This is a genomic window from Nitrosococcus oceani ATCC 19707 (assembly GCF_000012805.1).
GTDB lineage: Bacteria > Pseudomonadota > Gammaproteobacteria > Nitrosococcales > Nitrosococcaceae > Nitrosococcus > Nitrosococcus oceani.
In genome coordinates, this window is sequence record NC_007484.1 from 2,161,926 (window position 1) to 2,186,488 (window position 24,563).

General features: G+C 48.2%; 19 protein-coding genes and 1 tRNA gene. 9 read left to right on the plus strand and 11 right to left on the minus strand.

What is annotated here, in order from left to right:
* Nucleotides 1–58: 58 nt before the first annotated feature.
* Together NOC_RS17470 and NOC_RS10185 are read left to right on the plus strand one after the other, a co-directional pair.
* On the plus strand, nucleotides 59–361 hold the full coding sequence (locus NOC_RS17470) for a hypothetical protein (RefSeq protein WP_147094446.1): 303 nt from the start codon (nucleotides 59–61) through the stop codon (nucleotides 359–361).
* Between the two features lie 344 nt (nucleotides 362–705).
* Entirely contained in the window at nucleotides 706–1,143 is a 438-nt protein-coding gene (locus NOC_RS10185; protein WP_002808637.1) for a DUF29 domain-containing protein, read from the plus strand.
* Nucleotides 1,144–1,207: 64 nt separating this feature from the next.
* Here NOC_RS10185 and NOC_RS10190 read toward each other — a convergent pair whose 3' ends face one another.
* Nucleotides 1,208–1,405, minus strand: coding sequence for a hypothetical protein (locus NOC_RS10190; RefSeq protein WP_147094447.1), 198 nt, complete (start codon nucleotides 1,403–1,405; stop codon nucleotides 1,208–1,210).
* Between the two features lie 434 nt (nucleotides 1,406–1,839).
* On the opposite strand from NOC_RS10190, the gene NOC_RS10195 reads away from it, so the two are divergent.
* Nucleotides 1,840–3,057 (plus strand): hypothetical protein, encoded by a 1,218-nt coding sequence (locus NOC_RS10195; protein WP_011330790.1) that lies wholly within the window; start codon nucleotides 1,840–1,842, stop codon nucleotides 3,055–3,057.
* A gap of 92 nt (nucleotides 3,058–3,149) precedes the next feature.
* On the opposite strand, the gene NOC_RS10200 is transcribed toward NOC_RS10195, so the two are convergent.
* The gene (locus NOC_RS10200; protein ID WP_002810393.1) at nucleotides 3,150–3,593 is read right to left on the minus strand and encodes an RNA-guided endonuclease InsQ/TnpB family protein; all 444 of its coding nucleotides are present in this window, start codon (nucleotides 3,591–3,593) and stop codon (nucleotides 3,150–3,152) included.
* A gap of 287 nt (nucleotides 3,594–3,880) precedes the next feature.
* Here NOC_RS10200 and NOC_RS10205 point away from each other — a divergent pair, with 287 nt between their 5' ends.
* Together NOC_RS10205 and NOC_RS10210 are read left to right on the plus strand one after the other, a co-directional pair.
* Nucleotides 3,881–4,081, plus strand: a complete 201-nt coding sequence (locus NOC_RS10205) for a hypothetical protein (RefSeq protein ID WP_231561773.1) — start codon at nucleotides 3,881–3,883, stop codon at nucleotides 4,079–4,081.
* A gap of 117 nt (nucleotides 4,082–4,198) precedes the next feature.
* On the plus strand, nucleotides 4,199–5,926 hold the full coding sequence (locus tag NOC_RS10210; protein ID WP_011330791.1) for a di-heme-cytochrome C peroxidase: 1,728 nt from the start codon (nucleotides 4,199–4,201) through the stop codon (nucleotides 5,924–5,926).
* 219 nt (nucleotides 5,927–6,145) lie between these two features.
* Here NOC_RS10210 and NOC_RS10215 read toward each other — a convergent pair whose 3' ends face one another.
* The 6 genes from NOC_RS10215 to NOC_RS10240 all read right to left on the minus strand — a co-directional run bounded on the left by NOC_RS10215 (nucleotide 6,146) and on the right by NOC_RS10240 (nucleotide 11,837).
* Entirely contained in the window at nucleotides 6,146–6,409 is a 264-nt protein-coding gene (locus NOC_RS10215) for a PepSY domain-containing protein (protein ID WP_002808996.1), read from the minus strand.
* A gap of 392 nt (nucleotides 6,410–6,801) precedes the next feature.
* Nucleotides 6,802–7,137: a hypothetical protein gene (locus NOC_RS17930; RefSeq protein WP_197538955.1), complete on the minus strand. Its 336-nt coding sequence runs from the start codon at nucleotides 7,135–7,137 to the stop codon at nucleotides 6,802–6,804.
* A 74-nt stretch (nucleotides 7,138–7,211) separates the two neighbouring features.
* Nucleotides 7,212–7,397 (minus strand): hypothetical protein, encoded by a 186-nt coding sequence (locus NOC_RS17935; RefSeq protein ID WP_002808532.1) that lies wholly within the window; start codon nucleotides 7,395–7,397, stop codon nucleotides 7,212–7,214.
* Nucleotides 7,398–8,548: 1,151 nt separating this feature from the next.
* Nucleotides 8,549–8,624 (minus strand) — tRNA-Thr (locus tag NOC_RS10230).
* Nucleotides 8,625–8,778: 154 nt separating this feature from the next.
* On the minus strand, nucleotides 8,779–10,785 hold the full coding sequence (locus tag NOC_RS10235) for a sodium-translocating pyrophosphatase (protein WP_002809262.1): 2,007 nt from the start codon (nucleotides 10,783–10,785) through the stop codon (nucleotides 8,779–8,781).
* A 209-nt stretch (nucleotides 10,786–10,994) separates the two neighbouring features.
* On the minus strand, nucleotides 10,995–11,837 hold the full coding sequence (locus NOC_RS10240; RefSeq protein WP_011330792.1) for a cyclase family protein: 843 nt from the start codon (nucleotides 11,835–11,837) through the stop codon (nucleotides 10,995–10,997).
* A gap of 483 nt (nucleotides 11,838–12,320) precedes the next feature.
* Here NOC_RS10240 and ftsH point away from each other — a divergent pair, with 483 nt between their 5' ends.
* From ftsH to NOC_RS10260, 3 genes are all read left to right on the plus strand, one after another.
* Nucleotides 12,321–14,210: an ATP-dependent zinc metalloprotease FtsH gene (gene ftsH, locus NOC_RS10245; RefSeq protein WP_002811658.1), complete on the plus strand. Its 1,890-nt coding sequence runs from the start codon at nucleotides 12,321–12,323 to the stop codon at nucleotides 14,208–14,210.
* A gap of 811 nt (nucleotides 14,211–15,021) precedes the next feature.
* Nucleotides 15,022–16,332: a YfdX family protein gene (locus NOC_RS10255; RefSeq protein WP_002808625.1), complete on the plus strand. Its 1,311-nt coding sequence runs from the start codon at nucleotides 15,022–15,024 to the stop codon at nucleotides 16,330–16,332.
* 774 nt (nucleotides 16,333–17,106) lie between these two features.
* Nucleotides 17,107–17,655, plus strand: a complete 549-nt coding sequence (locus NOC_RS10260; RefSeq protein ID WP_002808582.1) for a Smr/MutS family protein — start codon at nucleotides 17,107–17,109, stop codon at nucleotides 17,653–17,655.
* Nucleotides 17,656–17,662: 7 nt separating this feature from the next.
* Here NOC_RS10260 and purL read toward each other — a convergent pair whose 3' ends face one another.
* Nucleotides 17,663–21,565: a phosphoribosylformylglycinamidine synthase gene (gene purL / locus NOC_RS10265; RefSeq protein WP_002810352.1), complete on the minus strand. Its 3,903-nt coding sequence runs from the start codon at nucleotides 21,563–21,565 to the stop codon at nucleotides 17,663–17,665.
* A gap of 47 nt (nucleotides 21,566–21,612) precedes the next feature.
* On the opposite strand from purL, the gene NOC_RS10270 reads away from it, so the two are divergent.
* On the plus strand, nucleotides 21,613–22,077 hold the full coding sequence (locus NOC_RS10270; RefSeq protein ID WP_002808595.1) for an RDD family protein: 465 nt from the start codon (nucleotides 21,613–21,615) through the stop codon (nucleotides 22,075–22,077).
* Here the strand turns inward: NOC_RS10270 and lptG are convergent.
* A complete protein-coding gene (gene lptG / locus NOC_RS10275) occupies nucleotides 22,055–23,119 on the minus strand; it encodes an LPS export ABC transporter permease LptG (RefSeq protein ID WP_002809916.1) in 1,065 nt (354 codons plus the stop codon). The two genes, NOC_RS10270 and lptG, sit on opposite strands and share 23 nt — an antisense overlap.
* Entirely contained in the window at nucleotides 23,119–24,264 is a 1,146-nt protein-coding gene (lptF, locus tag NOC_RS10280) for an LPS export ABC transporter permease LptF (RefSeq protein ID WP_002808552.1), read from the minus strand. Before lptF ends, lptG begins: the two co-directional genes overlap by 1 nt.
* Between the last annotated feature and the right edge of the window lie 299 nt (nucleotides 24,265–24,563).

Sequence of the window (24,563 nt, forward strand, 5' to 3'; positions counted from 1 at the left end):
GATGTATTAGAGTATCTTACTAAGAACGAGACGTCTACCTCTTGTTCTTTTTGACAGCATGGAAAAATATCCTATTTCAAATGAAACTTTTGGCATGAGTATGAGTGGATTTCTTAGAGCCATCAATCATATCTATAGGTCATACAACTGTATCCGAGTTATCTTTGCTCTGCCTATTGTCGTTCTCTCTATCATCATGGGATCAATTTATTTAGCCTTTACCCATCAGGATCCGCATTGGATAAATAGAGGAGGTGCGCTATTGGCAGCCGTAGCTGCTTCGCTCGCAATTATGGAGGCGACACTCGAACGTCGTATAACTGAAGAAAAATTATCATCGGCATCAACTCCTAAATCTTAAAAGGGTCTTTCTGGTTTTGTGACATCTACAGCTTCTCGCATACGTAACGCTAGATTTCGGGTAGCACAAAGTAAGTTGACCGCCGAAAAACTAAGGACAGTATTCTTTACGAGTTTGATCGCCGTACTAGGAGAAATACTACACGGATTTGGCGATCCTTTGTTTAAGCTTGTAACAAAATAACTAATTAAAATAAGTGATGATTATTTGGTATTTCAAGCCGATAATATTTCAAAACGGGCTTGAAAAATTGAATTATGAACTGCCTAACAAGACCAATGTACTCGGACCGCTCCCTTCGGTCGCGGCCGGTGATCGGCGACGATGGGCAATGAGAGAGGAAGATGAGTGTAAATAAATCTTACGCAACAGATTTTAATCTATGGGTTCAACAAACAGCTAGGCTTTTGCGTGAACATCGCTGGCAAGATATTGATTTGGAGAATTTAGTTGAGGAGATTGAAGACTTGGGTAAGAGTGAAAGAAGAGGTATTATAAGTCAATTAACTCGCCTCTTACTTCATCTACTCAAGTGGCAATATCAACCTCAACGACGCTCAGATAGCTGGCTTGACTCTATCACTGATGCCAGGCTCCAAATTGAACTAACGGTTAAAGATAGTCCTAGTTTAAAAGATTATCCGTTAGAACAGCTTAATCGGAGTTATAAAAACGCACGCCATAGTGCATCCAAACAAACAGTACTTCCTGTTTCAGCATTTCCTGAAGAATGTCCATATTTATTAGAAAATATTCTTAATGAAGATTGGTTGCCAGAGTAAGCTTGGTCTAACTATTCGTTGCAGCTGACCGCCTTCCGCTTCGCTCCAGGCGGTAGCTGAACTCTTACGATAGGTCGAAGTTGAGCCCACGGTCGCCACCGCCTTTGACCCCATCGTCTTGTATGGCGAGGACCCTGCGCCCCAACCCAACGTCTCGGCGTCCATGGCCATTAATGGTCCAGCCTTCATGCTGCTGGCCTGGCTCCTCCATACCGCCATCGACCAGCAAGTGGAGAAATACTTGCACCACCAGGGAACGCAATAAAATCCTCTTTACTATGAAAGCCGCAAACACGATGGCAGCTTACCCATTGTGGGAGTCAATATTTTCCCCTCCCTCCAGTCGGAAAAAACCCTTTTTTTTGGCTGGCCAACCTACTCGCTCTAGCAAAGCAGAAAAACAAGCCCAGGTGGAAGCCGTCTAACTTTCAAATGCCACCACGTCACTGAAGCGGAGGCGTCCCTAACACAGCTCCAGCAGGTAGTCCGCGAGGCGGCAACAGCTTTGAGGAATTACTGCACGCCGTACAACACTGCACTCTGGGACAAATCACCTATGCCCTTTATAGTGTAGGGAGACAATATCGGCGGCAGATTTAGAAAGAAAAAAAGGCTTTTGCTCCCATGTTTTTTTAATTTATTCTTAGTTCAGTAACTATTTGAATTTTCGTTATGATGCACAACCTGGGAAAAATTATGAAGCGATTAGGGCGCATTATCGTTATTTTGATGGGGACACTTGCCTTGGTTCTACACATATCAATATCTTCTGCTTCTGAACACGGTAACATTAATGGGCTTCATCAAAGCGAAGCTAATAAAACCTATAATGAACCACTCTCGCTCATCCATCCCGGATCTCCCCGTGGGGTGACTGGAAAGACTTTTCAGTACACTGAACTCGACACCCCTCTTGGGGGACGTTACTTCATCAGCGATATACTTACCGAGAGCACAGCCTGGCAATTGTGGGACGGCTCATCAGCAGAGCTATTCGATATCACTGAACAAAGTCCAGAAAATTACGACAATGCCCATAATCACTATCAATCGCTGCTAGTGGAGCTGGTGTCGGTTCTCCCTGGAGCCAATGCCGTACCCATTTGGGGGGACTCTACAGCAGCTGTTTCCGGCGCGTCAGCGTGGGGCTCTTTCTTCTCCGCCCGTTCTAACTGTGATAATCAGGTTATCAAAACGGCATTACCGCAAGCAGAGAAAGAATGCAGCGAAGATTTTGATGCCCAACTGACTGGACTAGAGATTGATGTCCTGAATGCAGGAAAGCCGGGGGTATATCCCAATATGGCCAAGCATGGAGTGCAAATAGTCGGGTTTGGTAATCCCAACTCCCATGCCCTTTCCATTATCGCCCATGGTTTCAACCGGCCGGAAGGCGAGCAAGACGGCCAATTCGAAGCGGTGATCTATGCCCAGAACGCGCTGGTACCCAAGTATGGGCGGTTTATGGTTTCGGATCAAAGCCAAGCAATGATGGGAATCGACTACCGGAAGACGTTATTCACGCAAGGTGCTGGACTGTTTCGCTCTGATGGCGTTGGAACAGGCTTGATTTTCAATGAAGGAACAGGAGGCGAAATCTACGCTGGCAGTCGGTGGCCCGGTTTGGAGACAGATAACTGGCTGACGCTTCGGGCAGGCAGGGGCGGTCTGCGGATTGTGAGCAACGACAATACAGAGGAACTCCTCGTAGTGGATAGAGACGGCAAAGTAAGTATCAAGGGGATTCCCCTTCATAAAACCATTATTCAAGCACTAGAACCCTCATCGGCCACAGGGTGGGTGCCGACCCTCATAATTTTAATACTTTTTGTTGGTGCCTGCGGAGTAGCCGTGGGATTTTTTATTGCCCGCAGCTTAATTCGAAAAGAACTTTCCGCTTTGGCTCGCAAGTAAATCGCAACGACAGTCAGAACCAACGCTTGCACATTAACAACTTCAAGGAGGGGATTCTTGCTTCGTTACATCGTTTACTTGATGTATACCCTTTATCGATACCAACAAGCGCTCGTCCATACGAAAGCGACTTGTATCCAAATGTGCCTCACAAATTCATACCATCCAGCATCCGCTATGGATTTAGACAGACAACGATTTTTCTGCATATTGCTGATTGCAAGTGTTTCAATAACTATAGTTTGATTTTCACTAATAAGCTGTGTTGAGAGCTCATGCAAAAAGTCTTTTCGCGAATCAGTGATTCTGGCCTGTAGCCTTGCCATCTTTAAATAAGCTTTTGCAGGATTACTTAACCCTTTCTTTTTGCAAAACGGCGTTGTAATTTGGCTAAAATTAACTGATTTTTTCTGAACATATTTGAGTACGCTATCCTTTTTCCCGTTAAAAATAGTAGCGAAATGAGTTAAGCCTAAATCAATTCCGATAGCTTCTTGCATTACTTCTTTATTAGAAACTGATTCATCGCAAAACATGGATACGAAAAAAACGCCCTGCTTTACCCTTGGTAGCCGTCACAGTAGTGACTCTGGCAGCTTTCAGAATAGTCCTTGAAAAATTTGATAGCAAGCGGCTCTTTTATCTTCGCAAGCGCAAGTTTCTTGCCGTTCCATCTTAAACGCACTGGCGGTGTATTTGGCAGCTTGTTTGTGGTGCTTGTTCTTGAATGTCGTTAGAAGGAGGTGCGTTTTCTTTCCCGCTATTTAGGGCGGGAGGAAAGCGCGAAAAGCAGATAATTGCTTCCAAGGATATCAATCGTATAATGAAAGATTGGAGCCTAAAAATCGCCGACGTAAATAAAGCGGTGGATCAACTTTATACTCAGTGCAGCATTTTTATCCCGGTTACTCCGAGAACCCCCTTCCTTCAGGGAGAGGAGGATGTCAAAAATATCCCTTATTCAGCAGCCGACGATACTTTCCCTACAAAAAGCGCTTTCCTTGCCGTTAATATAATCTCTTGAGACACACCTGCTAGGATTAAGCTTGAAAAAAGACACTTCAACTCACGCCTTGCACCATCTACACACAGTGTCTTCACTTGAAATTGATTTATTTATGTTACTCATGTGGAAATAAAAATGAAAATCAAATGTATATTTTGGAAAAACGTAACATTCGCGCTAACTATATTAACACCGCTGCCTTTACTGGCAGAAGCAACTTCAGCGCCGGTAGCTATAGATCAGGGTGCTGAGTGGACAGCTTCTGCTCAAAAAGATTTTTATAGCCGTGATCAAGGCTCGCGGATCATGCCGCTTCGCTGGATGGCTGCGTTGAAACAGCCAAATGGCGAACCTTTCATGGCGGCGAGTCTTAGTCGGTATGGTTATCTGCCGAACGAGGACAGCAACCCCCCCGGCCTGCCGGTGGGCTTTACCGTCGCCAGCGGTAGCGATGGCCAATATATCGGCATGACCTGTGCTGCATGTCACACACGGCAGATCGAGGTAGCAGGGACTTTTTATCGGATCGATGGTGGCCCGGCTATTGCTGATTTCCAGAGTTTCCTGGCCGATCTCGATACTGCGGTAAATACTATCCTTACCGATCAACAAGCCTTTAAGAATTTCGCCCATGCGGTACTTGGCCCGTCGCCAACGACAAGCGAAGAGAATAAGCTGCATGAGGCAGTGCAAACTTGGTATTTGCCTTATCACACGCTGATGGAAGGTGCGTTGCCACCCTCGCCCTGGGGACCAGCGCGTCTCGATGCCGTATCCATGATTTTTAACCGACTTACCGGCCTGGATATTGGCCCCCCTCCTACTTACATGATTCCAGAAAATATTAAGCCTGCCACGGCACCGGTACGATATCCTTTTCTTTGGAACGCGGCAATCCAGGATAAGACACAGTGGCCTGGTTTCGCTGACAATGGCAACAATATTCTGGGGCTCGCGCGTAATCTTGGAGAAGTCTACGGAGTCTTCGGCGTTTTTCATCCTAAAAAGGATAAGTGGCGACTGCTTGGGATTAATTACCTAGCCAATAATTCAGCTAATTTCCAAGGCTTAAATGCATTGGAGAATCTGGTGCGAAAAATTGGCCCGCCGAAATGGCCATGGGAAGTAGATCAAGCTCTTGCTAGCAAGGGCAAGGAAGTTTTTGAGCGTAAGGCTGAACAGGGCGGTTGTATTGGCTGTCATGGGATCAAACCTGGGGAAACCCGCTTCTTGAACCAAAAAACCTGGGCCACGCCGATTCAAGATGTCGGTACGGACTCCAAAGAATATGAAATCCTTGGCTGGACTGTTAAGACCGGCGTGCTTGAAGGCGCGAAAATTCCTTTCCTTGCCGAACCGCTTAAACCTGTTGACACAGCCTTCAATGTACTGGGAACATCCGTCATCGGCTCTATCCTCCAGCATTACGTTCCAGTTTTGATGAAGTCAGAAGAACATGCTAAGACCGAGGGTAAGCGCCCACTGTTCACACCGGAGACCGAAGATCTCAAAGGCGCGTTTAGAATGCCAACGTTGGCTACCGCTACGCCTACCTATGCTTACGAATCGCGGGTACTTCAAGGAATATGGGCAGCCGCTCCATACCTCCACAATGGATCGGTGCCAACACTAGCTGAGTTACTAAAACCAGCAGCCGAACGGGTTCGTTCATTCAAAGTAGGCCCAGCTTATGATCTGGTTGATATCGGACTTGCTGTCGAGCAAACCCAGTTTGACTATACTTTAGAGACTACCGATTGCAGTGATCGCAACTCAGGAAATAGTCGCTGTGGCCATGAATTTGGTACCCAACTTTCAGCGGACGAGAAAAAGGCGCTGCTTGAATACCTTAAAATTCTTTAACGAAGAATACGCCTTCCTCTTAGTAATGCTGAGAGGAAGGCACACGCGCTAATACCCGCGACAATAGGACTGAGGCCAATCTTTATTCAGAGGTGAGATGAGGGGATCTTCTTGATCACCACCGAACCCTCGAGCTTCTAGCAGCAGTGCCTCCATCGACTCACGGTAAAGCGAAGCACAGAGTTGATGGAGGCATTTGCTTTAAACAGAACTTCTAGGCTAATCGTCAACCTTATTTGACAAGATCTTGCCAGAAGAAGGATCGACTTCCAATTCAAGCTTTTGGTTATCTTTGTAAACGTCAACTTCCCATTTGTCGTCATCAAACTCTATTTCCGAGATTTGCTTGAACCCTTGTTCTTCAAGGCTTTTCACAATCTCTGAGAGCGGCTTGCTATCTTTTGGTGGTTTATCGCCTGCTAACACCATGGTTGGAAGGATAGTAAGCACCGAAACGATGCTAATGATTGTAGCTAATTTCATAGTTTTTCCTTTTTGAAAAATTTATTCTATACATATAGTTAGTATGTACCCCTATTTGGTTACTTGTCATGGTACATACTAGCTTATTATGTATAGTAGATTTTTAGTGCGCCTGCTGAGAATAATGGGGGGTTCTTCCAAAAAGTACGCAAAGTTGAGGCCGTTGCAGAAAATATTGTGACCCTACCTACTGCCCTGGAAGATTTAAACGTAAGAGTTATGTGAGGAACCGTAAGCTGATCCGGTCAATCGTGGATGCAGGTTTCGGGAGGCTGCTCCCATTTATTGAGAATAAAACCTATCCGCGTGGCTGCACGGTTGAATCGGTGAGTAGGTTTCCCCCCCCAGCAGGATGTGCTCAGGTTGCAGCCAGCCCTACAAGATAAAGTCCGTTACGCAGCATGCGCAGGTATGTTCTCATAAACTATCTTCACCTCCTTCTCAGACAAGACCGTATCGTAGAGACCCACATCCTCGCCTTCGTGGGGGTTGATGCCCGTGTAACTTAGGCTCGCATCTTCATATCGTTTGAGCTTGTATACGGCATCATTCATGAGGGCGCTGTTGAAGATTCTGGGACTGACCAACAATTGGAAATCTGGTTGTGTTAGACCCGTCACTTTCTTAAATAGACCTGGCTCAAGTTGTGTAATGACATCCTTGAGCGTTCTTTCCCGGTAGTCTGTCAGGTACATAAAAACGGGGATGCACGTAGCAAATTTGATCAACTCTTCCTGAATCTGCTTACATAGGCTCTTGTATCCTTTTTCCTCTTCAGTGAGTTTCTTCTTCTCTTTGGGCGTTAGATCTGTAAAGTAGCTGTGGTTCCGCTCATAGCCATATCGAGGATGCCCCCAGTATCTACCTGCTTCATGGCGCTGCCGTCATAGGCAAGTACAGGTAAAAAGCTGATAAACTCCTCTACCTTCTTCTCTGGACTGGATTCCTCTACATTGAGGCGGCAACTGTAGTCAGCGATCTGCCGCAAGGCCCGCTCAGGCGCGAAGTCAAAAACGTAACATTCCTCCGGACACCAAATTGATAAAACGTTTCTTCAGATCCTTCGATAAGAGCTTGGGCATGATGGGGCCTCCTTCCATCACGATGCTCTCTCTTTGTTGACCTTTTGGGAATACACCATCGACTCTATTTAAATGCCGCCTACTCTAACTTCCCCAGATTAAGTGCCATAAGAAATAGTTCTTTATCGCTAATCTTTAATTGCTAAGCTGCCCACTGATCCTCAAAGGAATCCGAAATGTACTTGGGAAACGTGAGCACCAAAGCCATATACTTAATAATCCGAGGATTCTCTATTGCCGCGCAGCTTGTCGGCAATGGCCCAAAGCTGATTCTCAAAGTATTCTGCGCCCGCAGGAACAAAGGATTTTACCGTCAGAGTGACCCCCATGCCCTGGCCGCCTGTAGATTAATCCTGTTGCCATTGCTCTCGTACGGAGCAAAAACCCAGAGTCTATCGCTCCCACCGAGGAGAAAAGAGTTTCTAAGCTATAGTGGAATCGGGTCGGTTTCGATCTATTTTCAATTTAGGGCTTACCTCCTATAGTAGGATCTACCACAGAAAGCCATGCTAATGATCGACCGCAAGGTAATATTCTCGGAAGGCGGCTTTTATCTGTATCATCGGTGAAAGAGGTGGCCCAGGACCTCATTGAAGCTTAGCATCGGGCCGAACAGGACGAAGCGCCCTTTAATGAGGCCACGTGCAAAAATTTTGTTTACGGAATTGGGCGCCCTATTGCGCCTGCTCACGCCGCGCTGCCTTGAATTGCTTAAGCACCTTATCTTTCAGCTTGGATTTCGTTGTGCCTCCCAGACGATATTCTTGTCTTAAAAGATATACCAGGCTGGGTCTTCACTCTGAAAACGATCTACTCTGAAGGGTTTTTCCTGCGCGAATCTTTTTACCGGAAAAAATTATAGCCCCGAATCATACCTACGCCAGATCCGAGAAAAGCTTTCTCTATAGTTCACTTGACATCCTCCAAGGTGGAGGCATGAGCGATTTTTTTATTGCGATAGACCTAATATGAGGTTGGACCTAACTTAAGGCAAGTAGGCGTAGACTGCTCTTGGCGTGAGATTCTGCTATAACTTATTGTTTTCAAATGAAATGTATGGTGCCGGATATAGGAGTCGAACCTACGACCTTCGCATTACGAATGCGCTGCTCTACCAACTGAGCTAATCCGGCAAACCGCTTCTAAGTATAAAGAAACTCTCGCCGTCACGCTAATAACCACTCTCTATAAAGCGTATTCGAGAGAATATAGTGGATTATATCCCTAGGAAACAAGGAAGCAAGTCCTTGGGCCTCCCCCTTTACTTCAAGAGAAAGGCCCCTTCCCTTACAATAAAGGAGCAATAGTTAAACTGACGATTGCCATCACATTAATAAGAATGTTCATGGACGGGCCTGAAGTATCCTTAAAGGGATCTCCCACGGTATCTCCTACCACACACGCTTTATGAACCTCGGACCCCTTGCCGCCCAAATTCCCTTTTTCCACGAACTTCTTCGCATTATCCCAAGCTCCTCCCGCATTGGCCATTGTCAGAGCCAGGAGTACACAGCCTAAGAGAGCTCCTCCTAGCATCCCGCCTAACGCTTCCGGCCCTAGCCCAAAACCAACTACTACTGGTGCAGTCACGGCTATCACGCCAGGGACAACCATGCGCCTTAAAGCAGCCGTAGTCGCGATATCCACACAACGGGCAGTATCAGGTTTTCCGGTGCCTTCTAAAAGCCCCGGTATCTCCTTAAATTGGCGCCGGATTTCCTTAATCATATCAAAAGCCGCATCGCCCACGGCTGTCATGGTAATAGAACCAATGAGGAAGGGAATCACTCCGCCAATGAGTAACCCTATCAATACTTCGGGGCTATTAAGATCGAGTAAAAATCCTGGATTCTTATGACCAACGGTTTGAACATAAGCGGTGATAATAGTTAAAGCCGCCAGCGCTGCCGCACCAATAGCAAATCCCTTTCCAATGGCTGCGGTCGTATTTCCCAGTTCATCTAAAGAGTCAGTGATTTTTCTGGTTTCTGGACCCAATTCCGCCATTTCGGCAATGCCTCCAGCATTATCGGCGACTGGTCCATAGGCATCAATCGCCATGGTAATTCCAACTGTAGCCAACATTCCCACTGCGGCGATCCCCACGCCATAAAGTCCGGCAAGCTGGCTGGCGAAAAAGATAATGCCTGCGATAGTGAGTAAAGGCACCACCACCGACTGCATCCCAACGGACAAACCCGAAATCATGACCGTAGCCGCACCAGTTTCACCCGAATGGGCTATTTTACGTACCGGGGCTCCGGCTGTGTAGTATTCAGTCACCAACCCAATGATGATTCCTCCCACGGCACCCGTGATAACTGCGCCCCATACCTGGCCATTTACCCCAGCGATAAGAATCACCAGATAGGCGACAATAATAAATAAAACCGAAGCGCCAATTGTTCCCAAACGTAAAGCTACATCCGGGGCTTTATTAGAGAAATGTTGCACCAGTGCTATTCCCCCTATGGAGCACAGCAATCCGGCCGAGGCAAGCGCCAGGGGTAAAAACATCAACCCCTCTTGATTTCCGCCTAATGACTCAATTTCAGCCAGGGCCAAAGTGGCCGCAATGGCAATGGTAGCAATCATAGCGCCACAATAGGATTCGAAAATATCGGACCCCATGCCAGCCACATCCCCCACGTTATCTCCCACGTTATCGGCGATAACCCCTGGGTTGCGGGGATCATCTTCAGGAATTCCGGCCTCGACTTTACCCACTAAGTCAGCTCCCACATCAGCGCTTTTAGTATAGATGCCGCCACCCACGCGGGAAAATAATGCCACTGAGGAAGCCCCAACCCCAAAACCATGGATAATATGAGCCGTCTCCGGATCGCCTCCAAAGAGAAGATAGAGAATACCAAGCCCTAGTAACCCCATGGAGGCCACCGTAAGCCCCATGACGGAACCGCCAAAAAAGGCGACGGTCAAAGCGGAAGAGGCCCCTTCCTGGTTAGCAGCCAAGGTAGTCCGGACATTGGCCCGGGTAGCTGCGTACATCCCCCCATAACCTGCTACCGATGAGCTTAAAGCACCGACGAGAAAGGCAAAAGCCGTGCCTAACCCCAGATAAATGTAAAGCAATACTAAGACAACGGCAGAAAAAATTCCCAAGGTTATATATTCACGCTTAAGAAATACCATTGCGCCCAGCTGGATCTGCTCGGCAATCTCGGCAACTCGGCCTTCCCCACCCGGCCGTTCCATAATTATCTTAAACAAACGGTAAGCGGCATAAAGTCCCAACCCGCCTAATACCGGCGGAATCAGATATGCAACCGACATTAACTTCTCCCCGAATTTATACTTGAATTGATGGCGTACTATTTATTAAAGTCCAGATAAGTTATCCGCCGTTGGCGCATGGTACAGGGCTACTGCTGGACCTGCAAGCACGAACCAGTATAGGGTATGCAAAATAGCCCTAGAAAGAACGCGGTGAAAAATACGTTGCCGGGCGTTGTAGCAGGCATGATTCGATACTTTGTGAGGAGTTAATCTGGCACAACCGCTACAATGCGCGTCGGGCCGCCACTGCCGCCTCCGATCTTCATCGGCAACGCGAGCAGCGTAAAGTCTTTCTCAGGCAAATCGGGCGGAATATCGACATTCTCCAAAGCGGGAATGTTATGCTCGAAAAGCTTCACATGGCTTTGAAAGTGAGTCGACTGACCAAAGTCGATGCTAGGCGTGTCAATACCGATGGCAAGGATGGCTCGCTGCTCGGCCAGCCACTTCGCTGCTTCTGGATCGAGGCCGGGGAAATGCAACTGACTAACCGCTTCCTCACCCATTGCCGTAGTTCCCAAATACTTCGCTCGATCAGGCCAAAATCTAGCATGCCCGGTTCGCAATAATAGGATCACATTGACTAACCGCCGCCCGTGCTTTTCTTCCCATGCCAGCAAATCGGAAACGCCGATTTGATAATCGGGGTTATCTTTGCATCTCGCCTGTACATCAACAACCACGGCCTCGGCAATAAGTTGCTCCAGGGGAATTTTATCCACCGTGCGGCCATTCTCGAAAAAGTGAATCGGGGCATCGATATGAGTACCACCATGCTCAGCAGTGGTGATTGTATTTGCCGCATAATAGTAACCCTTCTCGGTTAGGCCAACCGCATCTTGCCGAAGTTGGAAGCCTTCGGCAGTTGGCCAATACACTGTCATATCATCATAGGTATGTGTTAGATCAATAAACCTACCAGAGATTCGTGCCATTGAAGTCAGTACACCTTCAATGCGTTCGGGTTTCGTAAGCGCCTGAATGGGTGCCTCCATCTGGCATCCCAACGCCCCTATCATCCATAGCATGGCAAGAAAAATATGTCTCATCCAAGGACTCCTATAGAAATTACGCATTGGCAGGCAGTTTAGAATATAAACATTAAAATAACCCAAGGAAAAGGTGGGCTGTGAGTTAGAAGAATAAACCGATCTACAACAGCACGTTATACTTTGCCTTCACCTCCCTCCTTGCGGGAAAAAACCACGCCCGCATGGGCAGAGGGCACTATTGCTGGAATTTTAAAGGAATACGGCTACCACACCTCCACCTTAGATGCGTACCTCGCCCGTTGATCTGGTATCTCTGCCAACGAGAAGTCCACCACCGTCGATTGTGGTAAAACCGTTTCCAGTCGCACCCGTATTGACTTCTACTTCACCCGAAGCGCCTCCAAATCCGGCATTGATCTGGCTCGCGCCGGTCGGTGTGATGGCTACATTTAAAACACATAACCATTAGAATTAAATAAATTTGATTATTTTTTGCGTTATTTAGCTAAAACTCACTACTTTCAAATCAGGGGGATATCCGTGGCCAACCAAAAACCAGATATCGAAATCAATAAACCTGCAAAGATACCTTTTTGGCGAAGACCTTGGTTTTCATTCCTGCTCTACGGGCTATTTGTCCTCGTGTCCTATTCAACCTTCAAAACGGAGCAGGAAGAAATCCCTTATAGTCAATTTCTAAGATATGTTCAAGCTGGTCAGGTTCAACAAGCCGTCATCAGGAAGGACATGATCGAAGGAACCTTAAAGCCCGAGAAAAAACACAAAGGTAAAAAGACGGAAAAACCCCGGCAATTCGTCACGGTACCTCTCTGGGATGACCCACTTGCGGTAATGTTGGAAAAACATGGAGTGAACTATGTTGTCAGGACCGGTGGCGATTGGCTCTCAAATCTGCTATTTAACTGGATTCTTCCCTTTGCGGTCATCTCTTTTTTGTGGATATGGATCGGGCGTAAGGTAAACAGGGGCGGAAGCTTTTTAAGCTTAGGGGGCAACCGCGTCCGTATCCACCCGAATACCCTGCCCAAGGTCACCTTCGACGATGTCGCCGGGGTTGAAGAAGCTAAAGAGGAACTCCGAGAGATCATTGTCTTTCTGAGAGATCCCAGCCTTATTCAGGATTTAGGAGGGCGCATGCCCAAAGGAGTTCTTTTGGCCGGCCCTCCGGGAACTGGCAAGACTTTGCTGGCCCGGGCTGTTGCTGGGGAAGCCCGGGTTCCTTTCTTTAATATCAGTGGCTCCGAGTTTATCGAACTATTTGTGGGTGTTGGCGCAGCACGCGCACGGGATTTGTTTGAGCAGGCGCGGAAAAAAGCACCCTGTATTATTTTCATTGATGAGTTGGATGCAATTGGACGTACTCGCGCCGGAGCGGTATCCATGGGGGGGCATGATGAACGGGAGCAAACCTTGAACCAGTTGTTGGTGGAAATGGACGGCTTTGACCCTTCCGTGGGGGTAGTGGTAATGGCGGCGACCAACCGGGCGGAGATTCTTGACAAAGCTTTATTACGCGCCGGGCGCTTCGACCGCCGGGTGTTGGTAGACAAACCCGACTTGGAAGGACGCATCGAAATTCTCAAGATCCATGTGCGGGCGCTTAAGCTTGGGCAAGACGTGGATCTCAAGGTGGTTGCCCAGCGTACGCCTGGATTTGTCGGCGCTGATTTAGCCAATATCGCCAATGAAGCCGCCCTGCATGGAGTCCGAATGGGTCATGAAGCCATTACTCTGGGTGACTTTGAAGCGGCTGTTGACCGGGTAATCGCGGGACCGGAGAAAAAGCACCAAATTCTGAGCCCCGAGGAAAAACGCCGGGTAGCCTACCATGAATCCGGCCACACTTTGGTAGCGGAGACGGTTCCCACAGGGGAACCCGTACATAAGGTATCCATTATTCCCCGGGGTGGCGGCGCTTTGGGATACACTTTGCAACTTCCGGTAAAAGAGAAATTTCTGGCCAACGCTTCCGAACTCAAGGACCAACTGGCCATCCTGTTGGGGGGGCGCTCGGCGGAAGAAATTGTCTATGGCGATGTCTCCAGCGGCGCACAAAATGATCTGGAAAAAGCTACTGAAATTGCCCACGGCATGGTTTGTCAGTTAGGAATGAACGAAAAACTTGGTCCCTTAACTTACGGCAAACGCCACCAATCCCTTTATTTGGGCGTAGATTATGGCGAGGAGAAAAATTACAGTGAAGCGACCGCCCAGGTTATCGATGCGGAAGTTAAGAAGCTCATAGAAGAAGCCCATCAACGGGCACGGGAAATACTCACCGAGCAGCGGCAAATCCTGGAAATCCTGGCAGAACTTTTAGAAGAAAAAGAAATTATCAGTGGAAATGAAGTTAAACAGGTCATCGACAACGCCCGGGGGGCTCTGGACAAAACGCCATTCCGGAAATAGGAAAGGCAACGGTAGAGGGAAAAGAAACAAGGAAAAAGAGTTGAGTCTAAAAAAGGTTAATTGTTCCTCCAAAAAAGTGGAAGTGGATCAAAGGCTGCGCACTTTTTATACAAATTCAAAGTACTTTCTGCTCTCCAGCGAGAATATGAAGACATAATCCAGAATGCTAAGCAGAACCTTCATGATTTAAATTTAGATCAGGAACAATTTCATGAAGAAGAGTCGCATTATTTGCAGCGGCATCTACTTTTAGTGGAAAGAAAAGAAATCACAACGGCTTTCCATCAAGTACTAGTAGACATCGACGTCCGGCTCTTGGAACTTGAATCGGAAAGATAACCCATAACCCATAGGTCTGAGCCCTGGCTTTAACCGTAAACCCTTCCTTCTTATCACCGGAATTAATTCCGACCACAATAGGCTATAATTCTCTACCAGAGGATGCCGTTTTGGCTGCTTTGATCCACCCCCTGGCACGGCTTATGGCCTAAGCTGGCATCTATAAATATCTCGTAAACCTCTTTCGAGTATCGCTGGCTAGCGGAGTAGGTAGAAACTTAGGTGTTTAGTCCTACGGTAGGATGGAATCAGTCATACTGATTTACCAACCAGAGAGGAGTTATATGGGACAAAGGCCGCACAAGAGCGCCAAAATGGCAGAGGTAACGGGTCGAGCGACACAAAATAGTCAAAAGAGCATGAACGATCAATATTCAACTTTGTAGAATTTTAAAAAATAGACTATAGATAATTACTTCAGGGTCATGCATAACCTCGATTCAGCTTTTCTGTTGATGAAGGAGAAAAAATCATGCAAAACAAACTAAATAGGCTGCAAGTGTTTTCCTTCGCATTGGTAATCGTTTCTCTTATTCCGGCCATAGCGGTTACTGCGTGTGCTAAGTCTGCAGATCAAAAGCAGGCAGCCTCTATCGATCAAAAACAGGCGGCACCCGCTCTTGCATTTGACCAAGGACAGCCGTTATACACCATAGATATTGTCTCTGCGGCAGGGGTGGAAATCCTGGATCATATTGTCCAAGCCCGCGCGGATATACATAATGGCGATATCAAGCAGGCGAAAGAAGAGCTTAGCAACGCCCATAGGCATTTTGAAGCTATTAGGGCCATTGAACCCACAACTCAAATCAAAAAGCATATTTCAATCGTAGCAAAATATTTAGGCTATGGAGAGAAAGAGGAGATTCAGCCTTACTTTATTCCTCTTTACGCTAGCCTTGACACCATTGCCGATTTAGTGCCCATAAGCTCCGCCAAAGCCCATATTAAAAAGGCGGAAGATAATATGAATAAGAACCAGCGGGAAGCTGCCGCACAGGAATTGAGTGAAGCTAAACAGTCCCTAATTTATACTGAGATTGACTTGCCATTGGCTGCGACCGAAGGTAATGTGACCATGGCTCAGCAAGCCTTAGCCGAGAACAAACCAGAAATTGCCGATAAGGCATTAAAGGCAGCTGAACAGAGCGTCATGCTTTTTAGCTTTGGAAGCACTGAGACGGCCACCTCCGCGCGCAACAACCTTTCGATGGCCAACCACAACTATACTGCCGGGAAGTACCAGGCTGCGAAGCTGGATCTAGCCGCTGCCATCAAGAATCTGGAAGAAGCGACCGCAAGTAATAACTACCTCACCGCAAATTTAGCCGATGGGTTACTGCAAGAAGCCAAGGCGATTGAACCAGCTATTGAGAAAAAATCCAATGAAACCACAACGCGTCTACAGGCCCTTTTAGAGCACACCAATGCCTTATCTGAACATGAACTTGAGTTAATGGGAATCGGTTGGAACGATCTTCCTAAAACTATCGAACAAACCCGCCAAGCGCTTGCCAATGCCAAATTATATCTGAATTATGCGGAAATTGATCAACTCACTCTCCACGACCAGGATAAAACCCAAGAAGACTTAAAACAGGCCCAATCCTATCTCCAGAAAGGTGCTGAAAATGAAACGGCCCATAAAGGCGTCATCGAAAATATAGAAAAGAAAGTACAGGCCCTTCAAAAGACGGTAGGGGAGAAACGTGACGAAAATGCCAGCCAGCAATATGCGGATACTCTAGCCCAGCTACGGCTTATTATTAACAACAAGCTCTGATCCCATCAAGCCTCTCAAATAGGACAGGGCACTGCGTTGTTGCAGCCATTGTTTGGAAGCCGCTAGATGGTAGGCTTTTAGACAAACCTAAAAATAAGGCGATAGTACAGTGCACCGAGTACAAGGAAGTACTTTTTTATATCTTACCCTAGGAGCTAGGTGCGCATTTTACCATTGGCTCACTAATGCACAGTCATCCACCCGCAACATCAAAAAAACGCATGACCAACTTAAGTCACCGCGCCGGTCTCAAAACGCGGTGACAAAAAAACTGCTTCAGCCGCCGCTACTTCAACTCGCTCTTAACGACTATCCCAAAGATCAATGTCAGCTATATTAAAAAGCCACTATTAAGTAATCCAATCGGGCTTGATACAAAAAGTGGCTAAGTTTTTGGGCGAGTACAATGATAAATATAAATAACGAGTAAGAAGTGATCCACCTGTTCGTAGAGCTTATCCAACTACACGGGATGCCTAAAAACGAGCAAGGTGTGCCGAAGCACTCTAGCCAGATTAGTGAACCATTTCCTTTCGCCTACACTGATAATAGCTATAACCACGGTCATTACCAGATACAATATATCCCGTCCAGGCGAAAAGGCGGGTGATCCGACCACCCAGAGATAGTTAGTCCGTATGCGTTGAAATTACCCCCAAGCAGATCAAGGGCAGAACATGGCAGCCCCAAGCATATTTACCGCGCCGCCTGCAAGCAAGCACAACCGGGGCAAGATTCGCTAAAATGGCTCTATTGAGAATTTAGGCGTTTTTTATGAGCCGCAAAAAAAAACCGGTTTCCACTCACGATCGGGAACTTTTTCGAGAAGCAGTAAAGGATGTACTGCCATTAAATCAGGATAAAATCATGCCCTTTCAGCGGTACCTCGCCCCCATACCTCAGCAGCGGAAACGGGATGAAGTTCGCGTGCTTCAGGACATGATGTCGGATACCTTTGAAGCAGTTGAATTGGAAACCGGGGAAGAACTTCTCTACCTCCGGCCAGGAGTGCAAAAGCGGCTGCTCCGCCAACTACGCCAAGGAAAATTCAGTATCGGCGCCGAACTTGACCTCCATGGTATGAATGTCCCCATGGCCCGACAGGCGCTTGCCGGATTCCTAAAAGAGTGCGAGAAAAACGGCATTCGCTGTATCCGCATCATTCATGGAAAAGGACGGGGATCCTACCATAAAGAACCCATCCTTAAAGGAAAAGTAAACACCTGGCTCCAACAAAAAGACGAAATACTGGCCTTTTGCTCAGCCCGCTCCACTGACGGGGGCACGGGAGCGATTTATGTCCTACTTAAGCGGCGTCGATAGCCCCCCATCAATCTACCCAACGGCGGGCATTTCGGAACATTCGCAGCCAAGGACCTTCCTCGCCCCAACTCAAAGGGTGCCAGGAATGTTGTGCGCTCAGGAAAACCCGTTCGGGGTGGGGCATAAGAATAGTAAAGCGTCCATCCTCATTGGTCAGGCCGGTAATTCCCCCTGGTGAACCATTGGGATTAGCAGGATAATGCTCAGTGGGCTGGCCCCGGTTATCTACAAAACGCAGTGCTGCGACACGGGCAGCTAAGGCTTTCTCAGCTCCGTTCTCCTGCCCAAAATAGGCTCGACCCTCTCCATGGGCCACCGCGATAGGCAGGCGCGAGCCCGCCATCCCCTGCAAAAACAGGGAAGGAGAGGCTAATATCTCCACCGTCGCTAAACGAGCTTCGAACTGCTCGGATTGATTACGCAAAAACTTCGGCCATAGATCCGCTCCGGGAATCAGTTCCCGCAAGTGAGAAAACATTTGGCAACCATTACACACGCCAAGAGCAAAGCTATCTCGACGAGCAAAAAAACCAGTAAATCCATCCCGGGCGCGAGAGTTCATCAACACCGTGCTTGCCCAACCCCGTCCCGCCCCAAGCACATCCCCGTAGGAAAATCCACCGCAGGCAATTAAACCCTTGAATTCAGATAAATTTACCCGCCCTGCTAAAATATCGCTCATATGAACATCAACAGCCGCAAAACCTGCCCGATCAAAAGCTGCGGCCATTTCTATCTGGCCATTGACCCCTTGCTCTCTTAAAATCGCCAGAGGGGGACGGACTCCCGTAGCAATATAGGGGGCAGCAATATTTTCCGCGGGATCAAAAGCTAGAGAAGGATTGATGCCAGGATCAGTTTTATCCAGCAAAGTATCGAATTCCTGCTGAGCACACTCTGGATTGTCACGCAAGGATTGCAACCGGTAACTGGTCTCTGCCCATAGCCGTTGATAATAAGTACGACTCTCCGCCAGGAGTGTTTCCCCCTGAAAAGAAAAATGAATTTGGTCCTGGGAGTCTAAACCCCCAAGCACATGGCAATAACGCCCCAATCCAGCCTCATGGAAGTAATTTAAAACGGTTGTTTGATCTTGCTGCCGTACTTGAATCACTGCCCCCAACTCTTCGTTAAACAAAGCGGCCAGGGAGTTTGCGCCTAAGACATCTAAATGCACCTGAATTCCACAGTGGCCCGCAAAAGCCATTTCACAGAGAGTGACAAACAGTCCGCCATCGGAGCGATCATGATAGGCTAACAATAAATCGTCGGCATTCAACGCCTGAATGGCTGTAAAAAAGCACCCCAGGGCGTTGGGATCATCCAAATCGGGAGAGCGATGCCCTACCTGCTGATAAACTTGAGCTAACGCCGAGCCCCCGAGGCGATTTTTGCCTTTACCCAGGTCAATCAAAATTAAAGCGGTCTCGCCCACATCGGTGCGCAGCTGAGGGGTCAAGGACTGACGAACATCTAGCACTGGGGCAAAAGCGGTAATAATTAAGGAAAGAGGCGCCGCCATCGCCCGCTCCTCATCCCCTTCCCGCCAAACGGTTTTCATAGACAGAGAGTCCTTCCCTACCGGGATGGCAATTCCTAGCCGAGGACACAGCTCCATCGCCACCGCCTTCACCGTATCGAACAAAGCAGCATCTTCACCAGGGTGACCACAAGCCGCCATCCAGTTGGCTGATAACTTCACCTCCCCCAGAGCTTGGATACGGGCACTGGCAATATTGGTAATCGCCTCCCCCAGGGCCATGCGCCCCGAAGCTGCCGGATGGATAAGGGCTAAAGGTGGACGCTCTCCCATAGCTATGGCCTCACCCACATGATCGCGATAACTAGAGAGCGTCACGGCGCAATCAGCTACCGGGACTTGCCAGGGACCCACCATCTGATCGCGAGCGACCTGTCCCGTAATAGAACGATCTCCAATGGTGATCAAAAAACTCTTGCTGGCTACCGCCGGCAAACAAAGTACTTGATTCGCAGCCTGAGGTAGCGTAATTCCACTATATTCTAAATCTGGTTTATGAAAAGGCCGATGTTGGACCTCCTTGAGCAACTTCGGGGGATTACCAAAGAGGAGTTCCATAGAGATATCAACGGGTAAGGTATCAAAATAGCCATCCCCAACAATTAATTGGGTTTTTTCAGTGGTTTCACCGACCACGGCCCAAGGACAGCGTTCCCGTTCACAAAGGGCCTGGAAGAGGGACAATTGCTGGGGATTAATCGCTAAAACATAGCGCTCCTGAGCCTCATTACACCAAATTTCCATAGGGGAAAGTCCGGGCTCGGCGCTGGGGATGACCCGTAGCTCAAACCGGCCACCGCGCCCGCTATCATGGACCAGCTCCGGCAGGGCATTAGAAAGCCCCCCCGCCCCCACATCGTGAATGGAAAGAATAGGACTACCCTCTCCCAAAGCAACACAACGGTCGATAACCTCTTGGCAACGCCGCTGCATCTCCGGATTACCTCGCTGTACCGAGGCAAAATCAAGCGTTTCTTCGCTCTCCCCAGAAGTCAAACTAGAGGCGGCGCCTCCCCCTAAACCAATAAGCATAGCGGGACCACCAATCACCACGAGCGGTGTTCCTGGCGCTAAAGTGGCCTTCTGGACCTGTCCGGGACGAATATTGCCTAAACCGCCTGCAACCATAATAGGCTTGTGGTAACCGCGCAGCTCCCAACCATCAGGCCCTGGGACTCGGGATTCATAGGTACGAAAATAACCACACAGGTTAGGGCGCCCAAACTCATTATTGAAAGCAGCGGCCCCGATCGGTCCCTCCATCATAATCTCCAAGGCCGAGGCCATCCGGGCGGGTCTGCCATAATCATTCTCCCAAGACTGCTCAAACCCTGGAATCCGGAGGTTGGAAACAGTAAAACCCACCAAGCCGGCTTTGGGTTTTCCGCCCCGCCCTGTGGCCCCTTCATCCCGGATCTCGCCACCCGCCCCCGTCGCTGCTCCCGGGAATGGAGAGATCCCGGTGGGATGATTATGGGTCTCTACCTTCATCAGTAGATGATGCGCTTCTTCGCCATAGCCATAATTTGGATCACCGCTGACGCCTGTCATGAAATGAGCTGTCCGAGGACCTGCAGCAACCGCTGCGTTATCCCGATAAGCGGATAGAATACCTGTCGGATGACTATTGTAAGTATGGCGGATCATGGCAAACAAACTGTGATCTTGAACTCTGCCATCAATGATCCAGTTGGCATTGAAGATTTTATGACGGCAATGTTCGGAGTTAGCCTGGGCAAACATCATTAATTCCACATCGGTAGGATTGCGGCCCAGGGCTTGAAAGTTTTCTACCAAATAATCGATTTCATCCGCCGCCAAAGCCAGCCCTAACTGGCGATTAGCTAGCTCCAGCGCGACCCATCCCCCACCTAAAATATCCACAGTAGTTAAAGGAACAGGTTCATGACGGCAAAACAAAGCTTCCGTCTCATCCGGATGGGCAAAGACTTTCTCTGTCATAGGGTCATGCACCCAGGATACAAGGCGCTCACGCTCGGCAACCAGAAGTGGGTCCCCATTACACTTGTAAACCCGGTAACCCACCCCTCGCTCTACTCGCTTAACTGCCGTTAGTCCACAGCGATGAGTGATATCGGTCGCCTTGCTTGACCATGGGGAAATAGTGCCAGGGCGGGGCGTTACTAATAAAAAATCGCCCTTGGAGGTTTCTTCGGAGATCATATATTCAGCCGCCAGTAGACACGCTAAGGAGCGAGTCTCTTCTGGGGCAAGGGGTTGGCTTAGATCCACGAAATAAAAATTATCCGCTTCAACGGAGACTCCCTCAACGCCTGCCTCACGCCATTTGGCAAGCAATCTTTCAAGCCGAAAAGAGGATAAAGCCGACTGGCCACGTAACTGCAACATCTTTACTATAAGGTTTCCTTAATCAATGGACATAATACTTCACTCACATGAAAGCCACCAACCACCACTTACCATCTACACCAGGATTGTTTCGTCGCCTAGGAGCAATTTTCTACGACAGTCTGCTGCTTATAGCGACCTGGTTTTTGTTCACTATTTTTGCCTTGCCTCTCACTGCGGGAGAAGCTATTCCAGCAGGTAATATACTCTATCGCCTCTACCTGCTATTGATTGCCCTGGCCTTTTTTGGCGGCTTTTGGACTCATGGAGGGCAAACTCTGGGAATGCGCGCCTGGCGTATCAAGGTGCAACAACCCAATGGTCAACTTATTACCTGGCGCCAAGTCCTGCTTCGCTTCGGATCTGCTTTCCTTTCTTGGCTTCCCCTGGGGGCGGGGTTTTGGTGGGTATTCATCGATAAAGAAGGCCAAGCCTGGCATGACCGCCTTTCAATCACTACACTTGTCCTGGTGCCCAAAAAAACGAAAGTTAATAAATCCGGCGCAGCATAACCACCCCAAGCGCCAGACATAGAAGCGACGGGAAAGCCGCACCTAGCCAGGGGGGGAGGTCAAAGACCAGCCCTAATTGATTAAAGAGGCGGTTGAAAAGGAAAAAACCAATCCCCACCAAGGCGCCGACTAAAATCCGCTGTCCCACGCTCACCGATCGCAACGGACCAAAAATAAAAGGAATCGCTAAAAACATCATAATCAAGGTACTAAAGGGGGCCACTATTTTGCTCCAAAAGGCCTGCCGGTACTGCTCAGCAGCCTGCTTACTCTTCTGCAAATAGCCAATATAACGGTATAAGCCCCAAGCAGAAAGCTGCTGGGGATCCACCATTACCACATCCAGCATTTCAGGATTCAGGCCCGATTCCCAAAGAGCTTCATCCAAGCGACGAGTAGTAATACCCTTGGTACTAATAAGACGTTGAGTAACATCGTATAAATGCCAGCCATCCTTATGGTAGATTGCTCGGGCGGCTTGGGTGACGATGCGAAGACGCCGCTGATCGTCGAACTCGAATATTTCAATATATTCGTATTGTCCATTAGGCAGAACTCGCCCAACATGATTGAAATTGTTACCATTTCGACTCCAAAATCCTTGTCCTCCATCTTCGCTCAGATGCCCTGTTTTTGCGAGGGAACGGAGCTTATTGGCGGCCTGCTGCGCGGGCGGCGCCACCACTTCTCCCATAAGAACCGTCACAATCACAAAAATCATCCCCGTCGCCAGTGCGGAAAGGGTAATACGCCCTACTGAGAAACCAGCGGCACGCATGGCTACCAGCTCGCTTTGGCCTGCCAGGTAGCCCAGCCCCAAAACACTTCCTAGCAAGGCAGCCACAGGTAATAGGTCATAGATATGCTGAGGGATGGAATAGGTAGTATAACGAAGCGCCCCCATAACCCCGTAATCCCCTTCTCCCACATCTTCAAGCTCGGTAACAAACTGCAAGAAGGTATAAAGCGCAATTAATATAAATAAAACCAACAGAGTATAACTAATCACTGCCTTAGCTATATAGCGGTCTAGAATTTTCATTAGGCCGCGGGCCGTTGAGCGGAGATTTTTTGCGGCCTCACCCAGGCAAAAAGCCGGCGCGCTTGGTGTAAAGCCATCCACAAAGGCCGGGGCCAAAGTGATATCAACACCACTAATAGTACTAGACCATGAATCCACCATAACCCGAGGGAGGCAGGAATTACTTCATGCTCTACCCAGTTACGGGCTATTCCCAGCATGTTGCTATAAATCACATAAACCAGGACTGCGGGCACCAGCCCAGCATAGCGTCCTTGACGGGGTCCGGAACGAGCGAGAGGCACCGCCAGCATCACTAATAATAAAGTGATAATAGGCATCGAGATTCGCCACTGTACTTCTGCTATATCCTTGGGGGCGCCCATTTCCCAAAGGGTTAAAGTGGGAAGAGTTTGATGGCGAATTCGGAACTCTTGCGCGCCCCCTTTCTTAACCAGGATGCCATGGCGCTCAAAACTAAAAATGCGAACTCCAACCTCCTCGCCCATCAGCTCATAACGATAGCCGTCCTCTAATATCAAATACTTATCGCCGGTTGCTTCATCCGTTTGAAGGTGCCCTCTCGCCGCCCGTAAAAGAGTTTTCTGAGTGGGCTCCCACACCTGAATAAAAACATTTTTCATTCCTAGCCCATCTTCCGTTAGGCTTTCAGCATAAAATACCCGTTGCCCATGCTGGGCTTCCTTGAAGTTTCCCGCCACGAGCCCGCTCGTTTCAGCAGCAAGCAAAGCCTGCTGTTTAAGGCGATATCCCTCCGCCGATGCTGCTGGCCCCAAATACAAAGAAATACCACCTACTCCAATGGCTAGCGCTAGCCCAAAGGTCAACACCACCCGCAACAAATGACCCCGGCTTACGCCACAGGCAAACAAGGCAATTACCTCATTGTCAGCTCCCATCCGGCCTAGAGCCAGAAGCACCGCTAGAAAAGAAGCTAACGGCAAAAGCAATACCAAAGCGCCTATCGCCTCATATCCGGAAAGCGCTAAAATGGCTTCTCCTGGAACCTTCCCTTCGGTAGCCTGACTTAGAAAACGAATGAAGCGAATTCCACCAAAAATAAGCAACAAAACCAAAGTAATTGCTGTCGCATTGAGACTCAATTCCTTGAGAATATAACGATCTACAATCAAAAGCTTAAACATCTCTTACATCACAGTCTCTATCTTCGCAAAAGCGCGCTATCAAGAACCTGGATACTGCATAAGAACATAAACCCATTAAACTTTTGCAAGTAGATTCTAAAGAAATTAAAAATTTTTCCGATATGGCTGTATGAAAGCCTATCCTGCTAAATTCCAAACATAAATAAAGAATAATGCAGGCGGCTTAGTTTCTCTGGTAGAAAGGATATTTTATATTGAATCGATAAGCTAATCTTCTCTCTTGGAATTATTTCGATTCTAAGTATTTAATGCCCATAAATTAATACCTTATCCAAATT

Excerpts from the sequence above, each read along its gene's own strand:
- NOC_RS17470 (WP_147094446.1), top strand. The coding sequence starts at position 59 with ATGGAAAAATATCCTATTTCAAATGAAACTTTTGGCATGAGTATGAGT.
- NOC_RS10185 (WP_002808637.1), top strand. The coding sequence starts at position 706 with ATGAGTGTAAATAAATCTTACGCAACAGATTTTAATCTATGGGTTCAA.
- NOC_RS10195 (WP_011330790.1), top strand. The coding sequence starts at position 1,840 with ATGAAGCGATTAGGGCGCATTATCGTTATTTTGATGGGGACACTTGCC.
- NOC_RS10200 (WP_002810393.1), bottom strand. The coding sequence starts at position 3,593 with ATGTTTTGCGATGAATCAGTTTCTAATAAAGAAGTAATGCAAGAAGCT.
- NOC_RS10205 (WP_231561773.1), top strand. The coding sequence starts at position 3,881 with ATGAAAGATTGGAGCCTAAAAATCGCCGACGTAAATAAAGCGGTGGAT.
- NOC_RS10210 (WP_011330791.1), top strand. The coding sequence starts at position 4,199 with ATGAAAATCAAATGTATATTTTGGAAAAACGTAACATTCGCGCTAACT.
- NOC_RS10215 (WP_002808996.1), bottom strand. The coding sequence starts at position 6,409 with ATGAAATTAGCTACAATCATTAGCATCGTTTCGGTGCTTACTATCCTT.
- NOC_RS10235 (WP_002809262.1), bottom strand. The coding sequence starts at position 10,785 with ATGTCGGTTGCATATCTGATTCCGCCGGTATTAGGCGGGTTGGGACTT.
- NOC_RS10240 (WP_011330792.1), bottom strand. The coding sequence starts at position 11,837 with ATGAGACATATTTTTCTTGCCATGCTATGGATGATAGGGGCGTTGGGA.
- NOC_RS10255 (WP_002808625.1), top strand. The coding sequence starts at position 15,022 with ATGCAAAACAAACTAAATAGGCTGCAAGTGTTTTCCTTCGCATTGGTA.
- NOC_RS10260 (WP_002808582.1), top strand. The coding sequence starts at position 17,107 with ATGAGCCGCAAAAAAAAACCGGTTTCCACTCACGATCGGGAACTTTTT.
- purL (WP_002810352.1), bottom strand. The coding sequence starts at position 21,565 with ATGTTGCAGTTACGTGGCCAGTCGGCTTTATCCTCTTTTCGGCTTGAA.
- NOC_RS10270 (WP_002808595.1), top strand. The coding sequence starts at position 21,613 with ATGAAAGCCACCAACCACCACTTACCATCTACACCAGGATTGTTTCGT.
- lptG (WP_002809916.1), bottom strand. The coding sequence starts at position 23,119 with ATGAAAATTCTAGACCGCTATATAGCTAAGGCAGTGATTAGTTATACT.
- lptF (WP_002808552.1), bottom strand. The coding sequence starts at position 24,264 with ATGTTTAAGCTTTTGATTGTAGATCGTTATATTCTCAAGGAATTGAGT.